This window comes from Blautia sp. OM07-19, from assembly GCF_003481595.1.
GTDB lineage: Bacteria > Bacillota > Clostridia > Lachnospirales > Lachnospiraceae > Blautia_A > Blautia_A intestinihominis.
Window position 1 is genome coordinate 1 of record NZ_QULA01000046.1, and the last position, 18,894, is coordinate 18,894.

Below are 18,894 nucleotides of genomic sequence, written 5' to 3' on the forward strand. Positions count from 1 at the left end.
CTAAAGCGTCCGGAAGCACGCGACTTCAGTCGTGTGAGGATAGAGTTGTTGATTCACTGAAGACGAAAAGGATGCTAATATAAAACAAAGCATATTTCTCAAAAGTTCAGGGCATTTTTGCCGTCTATTTATTTTCTAAAATCATTTCAGAAATCCATGCTTTTAAATCCAATTAAATTCAGAAAGCAGGGGTTCGAAGTGGTGATGAAAATAGCACGATACGTTCTTGGATTCCTGTGTATAACAGGAGGTACTGCCTATGGCAAAAAGAAAGAACCGGAAAGTAACTGCAAAGAAGATCAGAAAAACGGAAATTACACTGACAGCGAACAGGAAGTACAAAGATACGGTGTTCCGGATGCTGTTTTCGGATCGTAAGAATCTGTTATCTCTGTATAATGCAATTAATGGAACAGCGTATGAGAATGCAGATGATCTGGAGATTGTGACACTTGAGAATGCGATTTATATGGGAATGAAGAATGACCTGGCGTTTATTATTGATACAAATTTATTTTTGTATGAGCACCAGTCAACCTATAACCCCAACATGTCGTTAAGAGATTTATTTCACCACTCTCAGCGGGGTCCCACGCAGCGAAGCGCTCGTGGGACCCCGCGTCCGCTTTGGGAGGTGCTATATTGGCTGGGGGGATAGTGTGAGTTGCGGGAGAGAGGGACTCCTGCAGATGCATCCCTGACTGACTCCCTCTCCCCCGCAACGTCCCCCTACCCTTATAACAATATACACAGGTGTCTTGACACCTATCATGTCTGGTGGTATACTGGCGGAAATGATAAAAGGAAAGTCCGGATTATCCGGCAAGAGGATAAAGAAATGAAAGAATATTACGACGCCATAATAGTAGGAACCGGAGCCGCAGGGCTTTACTGCGCTCTGAATCTGCCTTCCAGGATGAAAGTTCTGATGATCACAAAGCAACAGGCAGACCAGTCTGATTCCTTTCTTGCACAGGGCGGAATCTGCATGCTCCGCGGAGAAGAAGACTATGACAACTATTTTGAAGACACCATGCGTGCAGGCCATTACGAAAACAACAAAAAAGCCGTAGACCTCATGATCCGCAGTTCCAACAGCATCATCCGCGATCTCATCCGCCACAATGTCACCTTCGAACGTGATGCAAATGGCGAACTCGCATTCACCAGAGAAGGCGCACACTCACAGCCACGAATCCTTTTTTACGAGGATGTCACAGGCAAACAGATCACTCAGACACTCTTGAGCGAAGCCCAGACTAGGGACAACATCGAGATCTGCGAATACATGACCATGGTCGATCTGATCGCAAAGGACAACATCTGCGGCGGTGTTATCATCATGGATGAGAAGAATAACGTATATCCGGTCCGCTCTCCATATGTAGTCCTTGCCTGCGGCGGTCTCGGCGGACTTTACAAAAACTCCACCAACTTCCCGCACATCGCCGGTGACGGTCTCGGAATCGCAATGAAACATCAGGTAGTACTCGAACATCTGGATTACGTGCAGATCCACCCGACAACCCTGTATTCCCACAAACCAGGCAGACGCTTCCTGATCTCCGAATCTGTAAGAGGCGAGGGAGCACTCCTGTACGATAAGAACGGACAGCGATTCACAGAAGAACTTCAGCCACGTGACCTCTTAAGCCAGGCAATCTTCACACAGATGGAGAAAGACGACACAGAATTTGTCTGGGAAGACATGCGTCCTCTCGGCGAAGAAACGATCCTGAAACACTTCCCGAATATTTTCCACAGATGCATGGAAGAGGGCTTTGACCCACGCAAAGAGCCGATTCCGGTAGTTCCGGCACAGCATTACTTCATGGGAGGAATCCAGGCAGACCTCGGAAGCCGCACCTCCATGAAGGGGCTTTATGCCTGCGGTGAGACAAGCTGCAACGGCGTTCACGGCAAGAACCGACTGGCAAGCAACTCACTTCTGGAATCTCTGGTCTTTGCAAGAAGGGCAGCAGATGATATTATATTTGCAGGAAAACCGGAAAAATGCCCGGTCAATACAATAGATACCAGCATGTACGAAGACCGCGATGCGATCCTCGACGGCTATCACAAAATGGTATGGAATGAAATCGAAAGGATGAAAAGAGCATGAACGAAATTACAATGAAAATGCAGGCAGATCAGCTGATCCGCATGGCATTACAGGAAGATATCACAAGCGAGGACGTTTCCACAAACGCAGTTATGCCGACTGCAACTAAGGGAACCGTAGACCTTATCGCAAAAGAAGATGGTGTTGTAGCAGGTCTTGACATTTACGCAAGAGTATTTACAATCCTTGACGAAAAAACAGAGATCGATTTTCACTGCAAAGACGGTGATGAAGTCAAAAAAGGTGATCTGATGGCAACGGTAACAGGTGACATCCGTGTTCTCCTTTCCGGAGAGAGAGTAGCACTCAACTACCTTCAGAGAATGAGCGGTATCGCGACCTACACCAGACAGGTTGCAAAACTTCTCGAGGGAAGCAATGTAACTCTTCTTGATACCCGTAAGACCACACCAAACTGCCGTGTATTCGAGAAATATGCAGTAAGAGTCGGAGGCGGCTGTAATCACAGATATAATCTTTCTGATGGAGTTCTTCTTAAAGACAACCACATCGGAGCAGCAGGAAGTGTCACAAAAGCCGTTCAGATGGCAAAAGCTTACGCACCGTTTGTCCGCAAGATCGAGATCGAGGTAGAGACTCTGGATCAGGTTAAAGAAGCAGTAGAGGCAGGAGCAGACATCATCATGCTTGACAACATGACACCGGAAGTAATGAAACAGGCAGTTGAACTGATCGACGGAAGAGCACAGACAGAGTGTTCCGGAAATATCACAAAAGAAAATATCCAGAAGATCCGCGAGATCGGCGTTGATTTTGTTTCCAGCGGTGCCCTGACACATTCCGCACCGATCCTTGACATTTCCATGAAGAATCTTCATGCAGTGTGAGAGGAGGGAATCTTATGAACACCGCGGAAAGACGTGGAGAAATCCTTAAGATCCTCCACAATGCGGATGCCCCGGTGGCAGCGAGAGAACTGGCAGGCAGATTTGGGGTCAGCCGTCAGGTCATTGTACAGGATCTGGCAGTGATCCGGGCATCTACGCCAGGAATCCTCTCTACAACAAAAGGATATGTGATACAGCAGGACAGTAGTTTTACAAGAGAATTCAAGGTACGCCACAGTCAGGACAAAGCAGCGGAGGAGCTGAATCTGATCGTGGACTGTGGCGGTCATGTCAAAAATATAAGCATCAGCCACCGTGTTTACGGACGAGTTACGGCTGAGATGGATATCCGTTCCAGACAGGATGTAAATGAATTTGCAGAAGCACTCAGGAACAGCCGTTCAACGGTACTTTCAAGTGCCACATCCGGATATCATTACCATTTGATCGAGGCATCCAGTGAGGAGAGACTTGATCTGATCGAGAAACAACTGGGAGAGGCAGGATTCCTTGCACCGCTTCAGCCCTGGGAACAGACTACAGGGAAAGGAAAGATAAAGTTATGACGATCAAAGAAATTCAGCAGGAGATCCTGCGTATGAAAAAAGAGCAGGATGTCTGCATCCTTGCACATGCTTATCAGGGACAGGAGATCCTGGAAGTTGCAGATTATATGGGAGACTCCTACGGACTCAGCGTGCAGGCTGCCAAGAGCGACTGCAGCGGCGTGATCATGTGCGGTGTGCGTTTTATGGCAGAAACCTGCAAAGTATTAAGCCCGGACAAAAAAGTCTGGCTTGCAAACCCGGTTGCAGGATGTCCAATGGCAGAGCAGCTTGACCTGGAAGGCCTTCGCAAACTCAAGGCAGAGTATCCGGATCATGCAGTTGTTGCCTACATTAACACAACTTCTGAACTCAAGACAGAGTGCGACGTGTGCGTGACTTCTTCTTCCGCAGTCCAGATCTGCAGCAAACTGGAAAACGACAAGATCCTTTTTATCCCGGACCCGAACCTCGGACGCTTCGTAGCTGAGAAACTTCCGGAGAAAACATTCGCATTCTACAAAGGTGGATGTCCAAGACATATCGTAGTCAGTGCCAAAGATGTCGAAAAAGCAAAACAGGCACATCCGGACGCACTTCTTCTGGTACATCCGGAATGCCGTGAAGAAGTCGTAGAGAAAGCCGACTACGTTGGTTCCACAACAGGAATCATGGATTTTGCAAAAAAATCTCCGAACAAAGAATTCATCATCGGAACAGAGAACAGCATCGTAGAACATTTACAGTTCGAATGCCCGGATAAGAAATTTTATCCACTGTCTGTCATGCTGACCTGTATGAACATGAAGATCACCACTCTGATGGATATTTACAACTGCCTCAAAGGAACAGGCGGAGAAGTGATCGAACTTCCGGAGAATGTAATGGAAGGAGCCGGCCGCTGCATTAACCGCATGGTGGAGCTTGGAGGCTGATAAAGAGAGAATAATAAACTGCCATTCGCAGATACTATAGTCGGTATCATGGTGCGCGCGGCAGTTTTTTTATTATAGAAATAAAAAAAGACAGTCACTGACGGTTTGTGACTGTCCTTTTAATTATAAGCTTATAATTAAAAACTGTAATTTCCTGAATTAGCCAATGCTGTTGACAGCTTTAGACAGACGGGAAATCTTTCTTGCACAGTTGTTTTTGTGATAAACACCTTTAGATGTTGCTTTGCTGATTGTAGAGATAGCCTCTGTAAGAGCAGCCTGTGCAGCAGCTTTATCGTTTTTCTGAACTGCAGTTTCTACTTTCTTGATGGAAGTTTTAACAGCAGAACGGATAGATTTGTTTCTAGCAGCTTTAGTTCTGTTTACTAAAATTCTTTTCTTTGCAGATTTGATGTTAGCCAATTGGTACACCTCCATTTCAGATTTATAATAATGTGTCGTTGTCACAGAAACAGACACGGGCGTTCCTGTAAACATGCTTATATATATTATTATATTTATCCTGGATTGTCAATAGGAAAATCCATAAATGTCAAAAAAATGACAGAATATAGCAACTTTGAAAGTATGCCCCGATTTATCTCTGGATTTTTGTACATAATTATTCCGGGAATTACAAAAAGTAATAGTGATGGTTCAGTGCCATCATAATTACGCAGGATAATGCCTGCTGAACAGGTACGGGAAACATAACAAATCACAGCATCAGGAGGATACGATATGGCTGGCAGCAGAAGGATTCGAACAGATCTTGCACTGGAAACAACGGAGCGGTTTGCACAGGAAAATACGGAGATCCGGGGTGTGGAGATCCAGGAAGACTACGATGAGGAAAAAGATATCAGGACAACGGTCGTAAAGATCGTTACAGAAAACGGGGCAAAGTCAATGGGGCGTCCGCAGGGAAATTATATCACAATAGAAGCTCCGGATCTTTCAAATGCGGATGAGGATTATCACAGGGAAATTTCACAGGAGATCTCACGGCATCTGAGGAAACTGATCAATCTGGAAAAGGAAAAATCAATCCTTGTGGTGGGGCTTGGAAACGCAGCGATCACAGCAGATGCACTGGGACCGCATGTGATTGAGAATCTTCATATGACACGGCATCTTATCAGGGAGTACGGGCTTCGCGGGATCGGGCAGGAAAAAATACACTGCGTCAGCGGGATCGTGCCGGGTGTTATGGCGCAGACAGGAATGGAGACGGCAGAGATCGTGCAGGGCATTGTTTCAGAGACGAAACCGGATGTGGTGGTTGCAATCGATGCACTTGCAGCGCGGAGTGTGCGAAGACTGAACCGGACGATCCAGATCACAGATACGGGAATCCACCCGGGATCTGGTGTGGGAAATCACAGGAATGGTCTCACGGAAGAAAATCTTCAGGTAAAAGTGATCGGGATCGGTGTGCCGACAGTTGTAGATGCGGCGACGATCGTGCATGATTCGATGGAGCATCTTCTGGATGCACTGGAGGAAACGGAACAGAAGGAATTTCTGGAGGAGATGATCACACCGAATCTTTACAGTATGTTTGTGACACCGAAGGATGTGGACGAGACAGTGAAATATTTGAGCTTTACGATTTCAGAAGGGCTGAATATCGCTTTTTCTGAAGTGTGATTTTGAGTAACAGGAACGGGCATAATTCCGGAATTTTTATCATAGGATACCTTGAAAGAGGTGATTCTGTGACAAGAACCCGGAAGACGATCTGTACCCTCATATGCCTGGCTTTTTTTGCTGTGCTGGCAGTGATGCCGGGTTCTTTTATCCTGCAGAAAAATGTGTATAGGCAGCTGCCGCTGTTTCGATTTCTTGAGCGGAAAGCTGCCCATGATTTCCAGCGGAAAGATCCCGATACGTATGCGAAGATTGTGGAAAACCATACAGAATCTCTCGGCGCGATGGTGGAAAAAGAGAATGAAGAGGTGCGGGACGAGCAGGAGAAAGCCGTGGCGGAGAATTCTGTGGGACAAGCTGAAGATGTAGAGAGAAAAACAGAAGATGTGGAGCCAACAGAGACGACAGAAGGTGTGAAGAAAACAGAGTCGACAGTTACAGCGGAGGCAGAACCGGGACAGGCACAGACAGAAATAAAGACAAAAGAAGAGGATAAACAGCAGCAAAAAGAGCCTTCTGAAGATGAAAATATAAAACAGACAGAAAAAGATTCTGAAAAAGAAACAGATAAATCTCAGCAGGACAAACCTGCCACTGTCATACCGGAAGTAACGCAGACTATCTTGGCTTCAAACAGCATACAGCCTGCACCGCGCATCGACCTCTCACCGCAGACCCTCGCAGATTATGACTACCTCATGAATCAGTTTTTCATCGTGGATTCGCAGACCACCACAAATGCAGATCAGTTAAATGCAGCAGAACTTCTCGGAGAAGACCTGACCATACAGAAAGATGCCGCGAAACCGCAGATTTTGCTCTATCATACACATTCGCAGGAAGCTTTTGCGGATTCAAGAGAAGGCGCGGTTGAAGATACGATCATCGGTGTGGGAAATTACCTGACAGAACTACTGGCTAAAAACTACGGATATCAGGTGATTCACGTGACAGAAGCCTTCGATATGGAAAGCGGCGAGCTGGACCGCAGTGCCGCCTATGATTATGCGGGACCGTATCTGGAAATGATTCTGGAAGAAAATCCTTCGATAGAAGTTGTGATCGACCTCCACCGTGACGGCGTGCCAGAGAACCGGCATCTTGTGACTGAGATCAACGGAAAACCGACTGCGCAGATCATGTTTTACAATGGCTTGAGTTATACGACCGCGAGAGGAAACCTTGATTATCTGCCAAATCCATATATTCAGGACAACCTGGCGTTTTCATTCCAGATGGAATACCAGGCGGCACAGTATTATCCAGATTTTTACAGAGGTATCTACCTCGCCGGATACCGTTACAACCTCCACCTGCGCCCAAGATCCGTCCTCGTCGAAGCCGGAGCCCAGACCAACACCGTCCAGGAAGTAAAAAACGCTATGGAGCCATTCGCAGATATTTTAAACCGCGTACTGCAAAATTAAAAATGGAATCCTGGAATATAAAAACATATCATAACTGGTAACAAAGCAATCTGTTTTGATGTATACAAACACATGTTCTTAATATATGATTTTAAATGTAAATTAATTCCGGAAAATTTACATTATCTAAAATAAAATCATATAAAAGGAGAACATACAAATGACAAAAGAAAAAATTACACGCTCAGAATTAAAAGAGAAACGTACAGCAAACCGTAAGGTGTTCGAAAATCAGGATCACTCCCGAACAGTAGAAATCTATATGGAACCAGTCCATTATGAAGATGAGGATGGAAGCTGGAAAGAAATGGATGACACATTAGAGGAAGTTGCATTTGGAAGAAGTATTGGCGGAACGGGAAACAGAAAATTCTGCAATAATAAAGGCAAGCTGGCGATTCAGCTGATGGACAGTGCAGAACCGGCAGCAACGGCATCACTTACAATGGACACCTGTGCTCTACGATGGGGAATGGAAGGTGCAGCGGCTTCTGTTAAAGCTGAAAAAACAGAAGATAATCTTGTTACATATCCGGGGATTTTTGAAAACACGGATCTGCAGTGCAGAGTGCATGGCGAAGGACTTAAAGAAGACATTATTCTTCACAGCCCGGAAGCAGTCAGAGAAGAATACGCAATGTTATACCAGATGACAGAAGTAACTCCTGTTCTGGAAAATAACTGTGTGCATTTTCTGGATACAGACGGAGAAGAAGTATTTTGTGTCCATGCACCATGCATGAGAGATGCAGCAGGACAAAAAACAGAAGCGATTCTTCTTAAATCAGAAAATCTGGAAGAGAATATTTGCCGCATTACATTTCTCCCGAATCAGATGTGGTTGAAAGCCCAGGAACGTATCTACCCAGTTGTGATCGACCCGGTAACAACTACATCAAAGAAAGCTTCCGAAATCTATGATGCCCATGTGGATTCTCTGTATGAAGAGGATAATTTTCAGAAAAGTATTATTCTGAAAACGATGGGAGGAGATGAAGTACAGAGAAGCTTTATACGTTTTGAGCTTCCTGAAATGAAAACCGGAGATATGGTAGTGAGTGCCAGACTGGTGCTTGTATCTCTGGCAGAGGACAACAAAGAACGTACTGTAGAAGTACATAAAGTTCTTCATGCATGGAACTCGAATTCTATTAACTGGTATAATAAGCCGCTGTACTCTGAAACAATAGAAGATCTGTGCTGTTATAAAGGCGATAAACAGAAATATATCACCATGGATATCACCCGTATGGTGAAAGACTGGTATCAGAATGGTGGAAACTATGGTCTGATGCTGAAAGACGATTATGAATTATCTGGATATACAGAATTTCTTTCATCCGATTGTGACAATGGATACCAGGATATGAGACCGAGAATTGATATTTCTTATGTGAACTATTCTGGTCTGGAAGATTACTGGACTTATCACAGTCAGGATGCGGGAAGAGCCGGGACAGTTCATGTGAATGATTATAATGGAAATCTGATCATGATTCATGACACGATGAACACAGAAGGCAGCCTTGAGCCTATGGCACTTTCGCATGTGTATAACAGTAACAACTGTGCCACAGATCTGGGATATGGATATGGATTTGCACTGAACTATCATCAGACACTGGTAAAAACAAAGATTGGAGGCACTGATTATTACAAACATACAGACGGAGATGGTACGATTCATTATTTTTATTATGATTCTACTGAGAAGAAATGGAAAGACGAATCTGGTCTGGAGCAGACTCTCACAATTCACACGGATGGAACAGAGCAGCTTGTAATTCATGACAAAGAAGATAATCAGCTCCGGTTCCGTAATGGATGGCTGGTAAAAGTTCAGGATAAAAATGGAAATTGTTTATCCATATCCTGGGCAGAGCAGAGAATCATTTCCATTACAGATGGATCAGGAAGAAAAACAACGCTTGATTACCTGTTAGACAATAATGGAAAACGTACTACACTGACACAGATTACAGGTCCTTCCGGAAATAAAAAGACATTTACTTACTGCAGCGGCAATCTTACAGGCATTACAGATATTGACGGCGAAAAAGTAAAATACGTCTACAATGGAAATCATATGCTGACAGAAGTTCATAATATTGACGGATATTCTGTAAAATACGGTTATTATGGAACAAAACCTTATCGTGTAAAGAGTATTACAGAATATGCCGGAACACAGAAGGGCAACAGTCTGTCTCTGACTTATGGATACAACAGCACGAAGTTTACAGACAATAAAAAACGAAGCGAAATATACCGTTTTAACAACAGCGGAAACCTGATTCACATTCATGATGGATTCGGACATGCAGCCAGTGGAAAATATAACCGCAGTGGAAATCATGTGAATTGCCTGGAAAATGCAACAAAGTTACAGACAAATGTTGTTCAGCTTCTGAAAGATCCGATCATTCAGGCTGCAACGTGTGGCTGGAAAACAGAAATCAGTTCAGATGGCAGCGGAAAGACTGAAATCAATACGAATACTGCGTTATGTAAAGTTGGCAATCGATCATTAAAACTGGAGAGCACGGCAAAGACAGGATCTGTATGCTGGTATCAGGATGTGTCACTTCTCAAAGGACAGACATACACAGCTTCCATGTTTGTAAAAGTTACAAAAATGGATCGAGCATCAGATGGTGCAGTGTTCCTGAGAGCAAGATATCAGGATAAGGATAATGTATGGCATTACGAAGACAGTGAACAGCTGAAATCGACAACAACAGATTTTATCCATCTGCACAAAACATTTACACTTCCGGCAGATATTGTAAAAACTTCTGTGAGAGTTTATCTGGTGGCAATGCATACGATCTGCACAGTATATGGTGATATGGCACAGCTGGAAACAGGAAGTACAGTCAGCCGCTGCAATCTGGTGGATAATGGAGACTTCCATCTTGGAATCACATCTGGTTTTACAAAAACAGGAAGTTTTGAGGATGGACTGACTTCTGTTGGAACCTCTAATATTATTCCGGTGCAGAGTGCAATCGTCGTGTCTGCTGCAAAGAGTACAGTCTATGCAACTCCATCCTTAAACGGCACAAAGGTTGTGGAAGTGACAAAAGGTACACATCTGTATGCACTCTGTTATGAGAAAAATGAAGATATCTACTGGTACAAGGTACGTACTGCGGCAGGAAAGCGGGGATATCTTCATGGTGGTCATGCAACTGCGTATCTGGGAGGCAATACAGGAGACCATTCGGCAGTGGTTGGAGTTTCCGGTGCGGTTTTACGATCTTCAGCATCGGACAGCGGAAGCATTGTAGAAGAAGCAATTCCAAGAGGAACATGTGCGGCGGTGCGTTCTGTAAAAACAGATGCGGATGGAAAAAACTGGCTCTATCTGGGAATGCAGATTGATAAAAAACGCTATACCGGATACATGAAGGAAGAATCTGTGATTCGTTTATGCAGAAATTATCCATCAGGAACAATGTCACAGGAGGATAAGCTGTATGATTCTCCTTCACTTTCCGGTAAGGTGCTTACTACTCTGGAAAAAGGGAAAAATATCCTTTTGCGAGGAGTCCTGATGAAATCCGGCACAAAATGGTATGCAATTCAGTGGGGTGGAAGATTCTGCTTTGTCCCATCCAGATATTGCACATTAAAGCAGGAACCGGCAGTATACCGTCTGGCATCAGAAACAGTCACAGAAGGTGTCGGAGGACTGGAAAAACATATTTTCCGCTTTATGGGTGAGCCGAAAGTATCCAAACGACTGACAAAGGTTCTGGATCTTACAGGAAAGAAAGGCGATACCTTCATGGTAAACGCATGGGGAAGGGGAACCTGTCTTCCGGAAACAGACAATGATAAGAATCGCCGATTTGGTGTCGAAGTTGTTTTTGTGGCAGCAGATGACACAACTGATGTGCATTACACAAATTTCAGCCCGGATATTCTGGACTGGCAGTTCCTGAGTGATATTTATGTCGCCAAGAAAGACTACAGCAAAGTAAAAATTTCCTATACTTATTGCAAAAATGCAAATACAGCGTATTTTGACGGTCTGTCTCTTTATCGTGAAGAGTTTGGACAGACCTATACATATGATGATAAGAACAACCTGGTTTCAGCGGTAGATTCTCAGAAGAATGCAACAAAATTTGAGTACAATGCCGGAAGTGATCTGACGGGTATTACAGATCCGAAGGGAAGCAAATACACTTACACATATGACAAAAAACATAACGTGACCAGTGGAAAATGGAAAAAAACAGGTGGTAAAAAACATCTACACCTACACAAAAGACAGGCTTGCGGGGATTGAGCATAATGGATTCAATTATGGATTTACCTATGATGTGTTTGGAAATACTACTGCTGTATCAATTGCAGGTAATCAGGTGATTTCTTATGAGTACGAAGCACAGAATGGAAAGCTGCTGAAAACAATTTATGCAAATGGCGATGAAATTCGCTACACTTACGACACACAGGATCGTTTTTCTATAAGCTATCTGAAGCCAGCAGGATCATCAGAACAGCGACTGAACAGTTATATTTATAATAAAGAGGGAAACCTTTGCAAGGTGACAAATCATTTATCTGGCAAAACTTATGAACTGGATTATGATTTCCTTGACCGACTGATGCGTGTACGTGACGAAAGCGGCGTATGCTATGAATATACTTATGATGCAAATAATCAGATGATCAGAATGTTCCATACAGATGGCAGAGCAAAACTGACAACAGGATATACCTATGATAAGGATGGACGAGAAAAAGAAGTTCGTATGGCAGGTAAATTTACCAGATCTACAGATTATGACAATCTTGGAAGAGTAACCAAACAAAGTTTTTCTGCGGAGAACGGTGATACAAGTATGTCTATGACATATAAATATCCAGATGCAGAGAAAAATAAAGAATACGCATTACCGTCTGAAATGGATGTACAGGAATGCAGCTACAGTTATAAATATGATCGAAACGGAAATATTACGGAAATTCAAAGAGTACCACATAAGGGTTCGACAGAGAAAATTTTAAAAGACACCTTCCAGTATGATGAACGTAATCAGCTGATTCGTGAAAACAGTCAGAGCCAGGACAAAACAATTGTCTATGCATACGATCAGGGTGGCAATCTGAAGTCTGTAAAAGAATATGCGTACACCGAGGGAACCTTACCGGAAACTCCGGTTCACGAGGAAACTGGTACATACAGTAGCACATGGAAAGACCAGCTCCTGAATTGGGATGGTACTGCCATGACTTATGATGCAGTCGGCAATATGCTTACCAGGGGAGATACTGTTTACACATGGACGATGGGACGTAAACTTGCCTGTGTAGATAATGGTAGAAAAGCTCAGTATTTTTATGATCATACCGGTGCCAGAGTGAAGAAAGTGGTGGATGGCGTTATCACAAATTATCATATGGCAGGAGATCTGCTTGCGTCTGAAACCTGTAATGGAGGGACTACATGGTATGTTTATGATTCAGGTGCAAATCTTGTGGCAATAATTATTGCTGGAAAATACTATTACTACGTGAGAAATGTTCAGAATGATATTGTGGCACTGGTTGACGATTCTGGAAAAACTGTAGTAAACTATGTTTATGACAGTTGGGGAAAACTGTTAAGCATTACCGGCAGCCTCAAAGACACCGTAGGCATCCAGAACCCATTCCGCTACAGAGGTTATTATTACGACAATGAAACAGGAATGTACTATCTCAAAAACCGGTATTATGACCCGGGGTTGAGAAGGTTTATTGGGTCTGATGCAATAACAACAGTGGAAGCATCATTAGAAACTTTTCATAATAGAAATCTTTATATTTATTGTAACCAGAATCCAATTGTAAGAAGCGATAGTAAGGGTAATATATGGCAGGTGTTATTGGCCGGAGCAGTCGGTGCTGGAATTTCTCTCGGTTATCAGTTAGTATTTGAAAAAAAAGAGTTGAACATGAAAACTGTTGCACAGGCTACGTTAGATGGTATTGTAATGGCAGTAGGTGCGAGTGCTGCAACGGTAGGATGGCAAATTGTCACAAATGTAGCAACAAGTGTGATAAGTGGAATTATGAACGAAGATGATGGTATGGAAATTGCGTGTCAGGCTACAGTTAGTGGAGCTCTTGCATATTTTGGTGGCAAAGGAAATGACTTTGCAGGCATAGAAGCTAAATGGAAATTTAAAGTTAGTAGTAATGCTGAAGTAAAGGACATAAATATAAGAACGCAGTTAAATGAAATTGCAGGAAATCAGTTCAAACGAAAAACTAAAAGAGGAATTTATAATATGACTAGTTCGACAGTAAGAGGAAATGGGGCTTCAAGAGGTGTCTCAAAAGGATATTCTGGTTATATGGGACCGATTATAGGAGAAGAACGGAGATATAATGGAAAAGTTACGATATATTCACATTTGTATTATGGAAAAGACAAATCAATTGTAAAGCGTGTATATAAGATCGTATGATGTTATCCCGAATCTTCATCTGAAAGGAATTAGGTGAAAAGATGTGTTGGAGTTAATAAAAGAAATCATAGTAGTTATATTGGCGATTGATATAATTTGTAAAGGGTGTCAGAGACACATGCTTAGGCCGTATAGTAAGGGAGGGAATATTTTTAGTGATGAAAATACTCGAATTGCAATGCGTGAGAATGCCTCAAATCCGTTATTTGTAAAAGGACATTTCAGGAAAAATTATAAGAGAAATATATATAGAAAAATGTCAAATTTGAAAGGTTTTTATTTTTGCCAAATTGTGTCAATTATACAGATTAGTGTGATATGCTTGAACTTGTTAAATGGTTTTTATATTCGTTATATAGATATGAATGGAATATTTGGCATGAACGAAGATGCTAGATTACGGATTTATATCGCAATTACAGTTTGGATTTGCGTTAATAGTTGTGTGAATTTGGTGTTTTTAACATATTATACTAGAGTTATTAATAACACTAGAAGCGAAAAGCTGAAAAAAATATGTCGTAAAAAAATTATAATTCCGGGAGAAAAACAAGAAGATGGATATGAGATATTGGTCTATCCGAGAGAACTTTCGTACAGAGAATGGATTTATAGAGTGGAAAAAAGCTTTAGGAATCAATTCAGAGGAAGTAGCTGGGAGTATAGGGAAAGTGTAGGTGAATTAAAAGAAAATGTGCATATGCTAATTGAAGAAGACAGAGAGCAGGAAAAAATCAGGATATTTGTGCAGATGTATGTAGATATATTGAGTAATACATATATAGAACAATTAAACAAGTTTTTGTACAAAAAAATCCGAAGTGGTTTGAGAAAAGGTGACCTACCATTAGGAAATCCTTATCTTATGTATGTCATATGCGTTCAAAAAAAATCTGAAACATTTGAAAATATCTTTTGCAAATCAATAAAAGCAGGTCAGGAAGATTGCTTTTTAATAGGAGTTGTATTAGATGAATATATGATATATATGCCAAAAATGAAAAACAATGTACAGGATATGCAATATCAGGAAATGAAAACAGAATTTATGGAAATATTAAAATTTATTCCATTAGATGATTGTTGATAAAATCGGAGGCGGTTTCCCTGCCGCTTCCATTTTTATACCTTTTTTTAAGAGATTTTTATACGAAAGATGAGGTGAAGGAACATGAAATATAAAATTTTTGCAGCCACAGCACTGGCGGGTGGTACATTTGCTGCATTGTTTGGCGGATGGGATAAAGCTTTACAGACGTTGGTGATTTTTATGATTGTGGACTGGATCACAGGTGGCATTCTTCTGCCGGTAGTATTTGGCAGAAGTCCAAAGTCCCCAAACGGAGCACTGGAAAGCAGAGCCGGATGGAAAGGACTTTGTCGTAAGGCGATGACATTATTTTATGTGCTGATAGCAGCACAATTGGACAGTCTTCTTGGAATTGATTATGCACGGGATGTGGTCTGCGTTGGATTTATCGCGAATGAAACGTTATCCATTGTAGAAAATGCAGGACTGATGGGTATTCCGCTTCCGGAAGGAATTAAAAGAGCAGTGGATGTCCTGAAAACATCAGCAGAAAGTAAGATGAAGGAAAATGGCTAGACTGAAAGAACTGTTAAAACTGGCAGAACAGCAGATTGGGTATCAGGAAAAAGCATCAGCTGCGATGCTGGATGATCCACATGGGAATGCCGGATATAATAACTATACAAAATATGCAAGAGATGTAAATAACTGGGGACTGGATGGATGTCAGGGACAACCCTGGTGTGCGACGTATCAGTTCTGGCTGGAAGCCAGGATATTTGGAGTAGAGACAGCATTAAAACATTTTTGCATGAGCAGAAACAGTTATCGTGCCTATAACTGTTTTGAGATCTATGATGCATTTGAGAGAAAAGGAAAAATTTCCAGAAGTCCCGGAATTGGCTCACTGATAGTATTTCGACATTCGCATATAGGACGGGTGCATATTCCGCAAGAACTGCGCATCCGTTCCGGAGGAACGGAGCGCCATTCCGCTTCAAACTGAGCAAAGCTCAGCAGGTTGATTAATTACTATTGGTTATTCTGCGATCCCTGCCAGGAAATTCAAGGCGATATGCCTTAGATGTCATTCGACTTAAGCAGGCATCTGCGTAGGTGGAATCCCCAAAAAGCTGATACCATCCGGATACTGGAATCTGTGAGATAATAATAGTTGCCTTGCGGCAGTCTCTGGACTCGATGATTTCAAATAAATCGCGGCATTTCTCGATGTCCAGATCCATTAAGCCGAAATCATCTATCACCATGAGATCATAAGCTGCCATTTCATTCGAATACTCAAAGTAAGTACCTTCCTGCCTGGCATGATCTGATTCCTTTAAGAGTGTGTTCGCACGTATGTATTTAACAGTACGGTTCTGATGCATTGCTGTGATACATAAGGCGCAGGCGATGTGCGTTTTCCCAGCACCGGCCCCTCCGGTCATCAGCAGGTTATTCGGCTCATCGATCCAATCACACTTGGCCAGAAGTTCTATGACGTGTGTATTCAGCTGACGTTCTGGATCATAGATTGAACTGTCAAGATCAGCTGCAGGATATTTCAGGGTCGCTTTCTTCATGAGACGTTTAAACTTTTTACTCTCACGCTGATCCCACTCCTGATTTACAATAGCAGCAAAGCGGATTTCAAATGGTTCGAGACCTGTGTTTGGTTCCAGCAGCTGCTTTTCAAATGCTTCAGCCATACCGGACATGCGAAGTTTATACAGCCGATCCATGAGTATGTTCTGTTCCTTTGTGAGTTTATCGTTATAAAGATAGTCTTTTAATCTGTATGCCATAGTACGTCACCCTTACTTATAGTAGTCCTTTCCTCTGATATTTTCATGATTGGGCAGTGTTCCTGGTGAATGCTCGGGGAGTTCCTTCACATCCATCTTTTTCAGCATCTGCTTGAAGGTAAAATACTTACAGGAATTGATCTCTATACATTTACGGGCAACTTCTTCAGCAGCACCTTTTGGGATTGTTTTTACTTTATGCAGGATACCTGCACAGGCATTATAGGACTGCTCTTCATGTTTTGATGATTTAAGGAGTCTGTCAATCAGTTCTGACATCGCAGGACCAATGGCAGAAGCCCAGCGGCGGTAATAATTACCATCCTTTGAATTGACTTCTTTGTAATAAAGGTGTTCTGGCGGCATATGTTCATCTACCGTGATATACAGCGGAAACTCTCTATAAGACCGCTTATGTGTACAGATCAGCCGATTATACTGATCACAGATTCTGATCTCTGAAGCTGTTGCCTTCAGGATTGCAGGCTTGCCACAGTAAGAGTACAATACGGAGTAGTAGTGGCCGTCATACTCGATGTGGTAGTTGTTGGGAACTTTTAGGACCGCTTTATAGTCGCAAGCCGTGTAACATCCGCCTGGCAGTGGTTTCATACATGGTTTGTCATACTTTTCGAAAGCATCCTGTCTTGAGAAATCCTTGCCTTGAAAAGATCGTTTATTGAGGACTGCTACTATTTTTTTGATTTCAGCATTCAGGTCTTCAAATGATACATATATCTTTTCTTTCAGTTTCTCAACCAGGTGTATTTCAAGATAACGTACATGATTTTCAACTGTAGGCTTGCCTTTCGGCTTTCTAGCGGGTGGTGGAAGAACTATAGTTTCATAGAAATCTTCCAGATCTGCAAATGTAGACTGCAGGATAAGTTCATCCTTTGTGTGCTTGGTTACAGCAGTTCGCAGGTTATCGGGCACAAAGTATTTCGTAACAGCACCATAAAATGAAACAGCATGGGCACAGCCTTCTATAAAACATGGGAGCTTCTCATTTGGAAAAGCTTCTGCATAGATTAGACTGCTGACTCCAAGAGTGGTTGCAAAGATATGGATTTTTTTGATCTCGCCCGTTTCGGTATCTGTTAACAGTTCCGGCTGATCACCGACCCAGTCGATATACATCTTTTCACCCGGGATTCGATTTACGGCCATTGATACCTTCTGGCCACCATAGTGTTCTGCTATGAATCGGTTGAAGTATTCGTAAAACTGTGACTTCTCATAACCATCAGGATTCTTTTCTTTATAATCCAGCTAACAGAACGAAATGTTCATGCGGCTCCCTGGTGCATGGATTCTGTCATAGTAATACTGGAAATCTGGAAGTGGGACATCTTTCCTCTGTAGATTTTTCTGCGGATAGAAAAGGTTCTCAACTTCCTTAGGTGCCATCATTCGGAGTTCCTCGATTGGGATTCCGTTGGCATAGTATCGGCTCATGATCAGATTTAATGTACCTGAGCCAATCTTGTAACGGTCCATAACGGACCTGGTCTGGCATCCATTCAAACGCATCTGGATGGAGCCGATAATCGTGTTGTAGTCTTGCATAGTTATGCCTCCTTTCGCAATCATTTGATGACTACGAAAGAACTATAACACGTTGAAAACTTATTGATCAGCTGAAGCGGAAACGCGTTCAGTTATATCCGGAAAGACTGATCTGCTCTTAGCGGAATGCGTGGTCAGATGAGCCGGAATTTGCAGACGGGTAATTGATGTCAGGAATGGATATGTTTATACGAATGAAGGAAATACTTCTGCACTATATGGCGACAGTAACGGCGGTACTGTAAAAACCAAGAAATATCAGATCGGAGATTCATCAATAAAAGGGTATTGCCTGATAGATTATAAAGAGGACAATACTACGATTTCAGAAGATCAGGCAGACACGAAACAGGAAAATTTGCGTGTAAAGGAATATCAGGAATGGCTGAATTACTGGTATGGAACGCTTCTGAAAAAACACTGTGGCAGCATTTCGACTTTAGGACAATAAGCGGGAATCCTCGGCAATTCAATTACCGAGATGAAAGCGTAGGAT

At 42.6% G+C, this 18,894-nt stretch carries 15 protein-coding genes and 1 pseudogene; 12 read left to right on the forward strand and 4 right to left on the reverse strand.

All coding sequences use genetic code 11. The features are described 5' to 3' along the window. Nucleotides 1–259: 259 nt before the first annotated feature. The 5 genes and pseudogenes from DXC01_RS18325 to nadA all read left to right on the forward strand — a co-directional run. Nucleotides 260–574 (forward strand): annotated as a pseudogene (locus tag DXC01_RS18325) (hypothetical protein); the annotation flags it as partial. Between the two features lie 264 nt (nt 575–838). Continuing rightward, nucleotides 839–2,122 carry an L-aspartate oxidase gene (locus tag DXC01_RS18330; RefSeq protein ID WP_118699562.1) on the forward strand — a complete coding sequence of 428 codons (1,284 nt, stop codon included), beginning with the start codon at nt 839–841 and terminating at the stop codon, nt 2,120–2,122. Then, entirely contained in the window at nt 2,119–2,970 is an 852-nt protein-coding gene (gene nadC / locus DXC01_RS18335; protein ID WP_022213356.1) for a carboxylating nicotinate-nucleotide diphosphorylase, read from the forward strand. Before DXC01_RS18330 ends, nadC begins: the two co-directional genes overlap by 4 nt. 14 nt (nt 2,971–2,984) lie before the next feature. Beyond that, on the forward strand, nt 2,985–3,536 hold the full coding sequence (locus DXC01_RS18340; RefSeq protein ID WP_022213355.1) for a transcription repressor NadR: 552 nt from the start codon (nt 2,985–2,987) through the stop codon (nt 3,534–3,536). Further along, entirely contained in the window at nt 3,533–4,450 is a 918-nt protein-coding gene (gene nadA, locus DXC01_RS18345; RefSeq protein ID WP_022213354.1) for a quinolinate synthase NadA, read from the forward strand. Before DXC01_RS18340 ends, nadA begins: the two co-directional genes overlap by 4 nt. 159 nt (nt 4,451–4,609) lie before the next feature. On the opposite strand, the gene rpsT is transcribed toward nadA, so the two are convergent. Next, the gene (rpsT, locus tag DXC01_RS18350) at nt 4,610–4,888 is read right to left on the reverse strand and encodes a 30S ribosomal protein S20 (protein WP_070100264.1); all 279 of its coding nucleotides are present in this window, start codon (nt 4,886–4,888) and stop codon (nt 4,610–4,612) included. 303 nt (nt 4,889–5,191) lie between these two features. Between rpsT and gpr the strand changes: the two genes are divergently transcribed. From gpr to DXC01_RS18385, 7 genes are all read left to right on the forward strand, one after another. Then, nucleotides 5,192–6,100: a GPR endopeptidase gene (gene gpr, locus DXC01_RS18355; protein ID WP_118699563.1), complete on the forward strand. Its 909-nt coding sequence runs from the start codon at nt 5,192–5,194 to the stop codon at nt 6,098–6,100. A 68-nt stretch (nt 6,101–6,168) separates the two neighbouring features. Next, the gene (locus DXC01_RS18360; RefSeq protein ID WP_243111668.1) at nt 6,169–7,527 is read left to right on the forward strand and encodes a stage II sporulation protein P; all 1,359 of its coding nucleotides are present in this window, start codon (nt 6,169–6,171) and stop codon (nt 7,525–7,527) included. A 160-nt stretch (nt 7,528–7,687) separates the two neighbouring features. Further along, nucleotides 7,688–11,824, forward strand: coding sequence for a DNRLRE domain-containing protein (locus tag DXC01_RS18365; RefSeq protein ID WP_118699564.1), 4,137 nt, complete (start codon nt 7,688–7,690; stop codon nt 11,822–11,824). Beyond that, a complete protein-coding gene (locus DXC01_RS18370) occupies nt 11,775–13,994 on the forward strand; it encodes an RHS repeat domain-containing protein (protein WP_118699565.1) in 2,220 nt (739 codons plus the stop codon). The genes DXC01_RS18365 and DXC01_RS18370 overlap by 50 nt, the downstream gene beginning before the upstream one ends. A 43-nt stretch (nt 13,995–14,037) precedes the next feature. Beyond that, nucleotides 14,038–15,081 (forward strand): hypothetical protein, encoded by a 1,044-nt coding sequence (locus DXC01_RS18375; protein WP_118254279.1) that lies wholly within the window; start codon nt 14,038–14,040, stop codon nt 15,079–15,081. Nucleotides 15,082–15,165: 84 nt separating this feature from the next. Further along, complete coding sequence (locus tag DXC01_RS18380; RefSeq protein ID WP_118699566.1) at nt 15,166–15,600, forward strand: phage holin family protein; 435 nt, start codon at nt 15,166–15,168, stop codon at nt 15,598–15,600. Further along, entirely contained in the window at nt 15,593–16,030 is a 438-nt protein-coding gene (locus tag DXC01_RS18385) for a hypothetical protein (protein ID WP_118699567.1), read from the forward strand. Before DXC01_RS18380 ends, DXC01_RS18385 begins: the two co-directional genes overlap by 8 nt. Nucleotides 16,031–16,049: 19 nt before the next feature. Here DXC01_RS18385 and DXC01_RS18390 read toward each other — a convergent pair whose 3' ends face one another. From DXC01_RS18390 to DXC01_RS20385, 3 genes are all read right to left on the reverse strand, one after another. Then, the gene (locus DXC01_RS18390; RefSeq protein WP_118254005.1) at nt 16,050–16,829 is read right to left on the reverse strand and encodes an ATP-binding protein; all 780 of its coding nucleotides are present in this window, start codon (nt 16,827–16,829) and stop codon (nt 16,050–16,052) included. A 12-nt stretch (nt 16,830–16,841) separates the two neighbouring features. After that, complete coding sequence (locus tag DXC01_RS18395; RefSeq protein WP_199705045.1) at nt 16,842–17,999, reverse strand: transposase; 1,158 nt, start codon at nt 17,997–17,999, stop codon at nt 16,842–16,844. Between the two features lie 102 nt (nt 18,000–18,101). After that, nucleotides 18,102–18,398: a hypothetical protein gene (locus tag DXC01_RS20385; RefSeq protein ID WP_243111669.1), complete on the reverse strand. Its 297-nt coding sequence runs from the start codon at nt 18,396–18,398 to the stop codon at nt 18,102–18,104. Nucleotides 18,399–18,894 lie beyond the last annotated feature (496 nt).

Bases quoted from the DNA above. Each gene is read 5' to 3' on its own strand.
- DXC01_RS20385 (WP_243111669.1), bottom strand. From the start codon at position 18,398: ATGCAAGACTACAACACGATTATCGGCTCCATCCAGATGCGTTTGAAT.
- gpr (WP_118699563.1), top strand. From the start codon at position 5,192: ATGGCTGGCAGCAGAAGGATTCGAACAGATCTTGCACTGGAAACAACG.
- nadC (WP_022213356.1), top strand. From the start codon at position 2,119: ATGAACGAAATTACAATGAAAATGCAGGCAGATCAGCTGATCCGCATG.
- DXC01_RS18385 (WP_118699567.1), top strand. From the start codon at position 15,593: ATGGCTAGACTGAAAGAACTGTTAAAACTGGCAGAACAGCAGATTGGG.
- rpsT (WP_070100264.1), bottom strand. From the start codon at position 4,888: ATGGAGGTGTACCAATTGGCTAACATCAAATCTGCAAAGAAAAGAATT.
- nadA (WP_022213354.1), top strand. From the start codon at position 3,533: ATGACGATCAAAGAAATTCAGCAGGAGATCCTGCGTATGAAAAAAGAG.
- DXC01_RS18340 (WP_022213355.1), top strand. From the start codon at position 2,985: ATGAACACCGCGGAAAGACGTGGAGAAATCCTTAAGATCCTCCACAAT.
- DXC01_RS18390 (WP_118254005.1), bottom strand. From the start codon at position 16,829: ATGGCATACAGATTAAAAGACTATCTTTATAACGATAAACTCACAAAG.
- DXC01_RS18330 (WP_118699562.1), top strand. From the start codon at position 839: ATGAAAGAATATTACGACGCCATAATAGTAGGAACCGGAGCCGCAGGG.
- DXC01_RS18380 (WP_118699566.1), top strand. From the start codon at position 15,166: ATGAAATATAAAATTTTTGCAGCCACAGCACTGGCGGGTGGTACATTT.
- DXC01_RS18395 (WP_199705045.1), bottom strand. From the start codon at position 17,999: ATGGCCGTAAATCGAATCCCGGGTGAAAAGATGTATATCGACTGGGTC.
- DXC01_RS18365 (WP_118699564.1), top strand. From the start codon at position 7,688: ATGACAAAAGAAAAAATTACACGCTCAGAATTAAAAGAGAAACGTACA.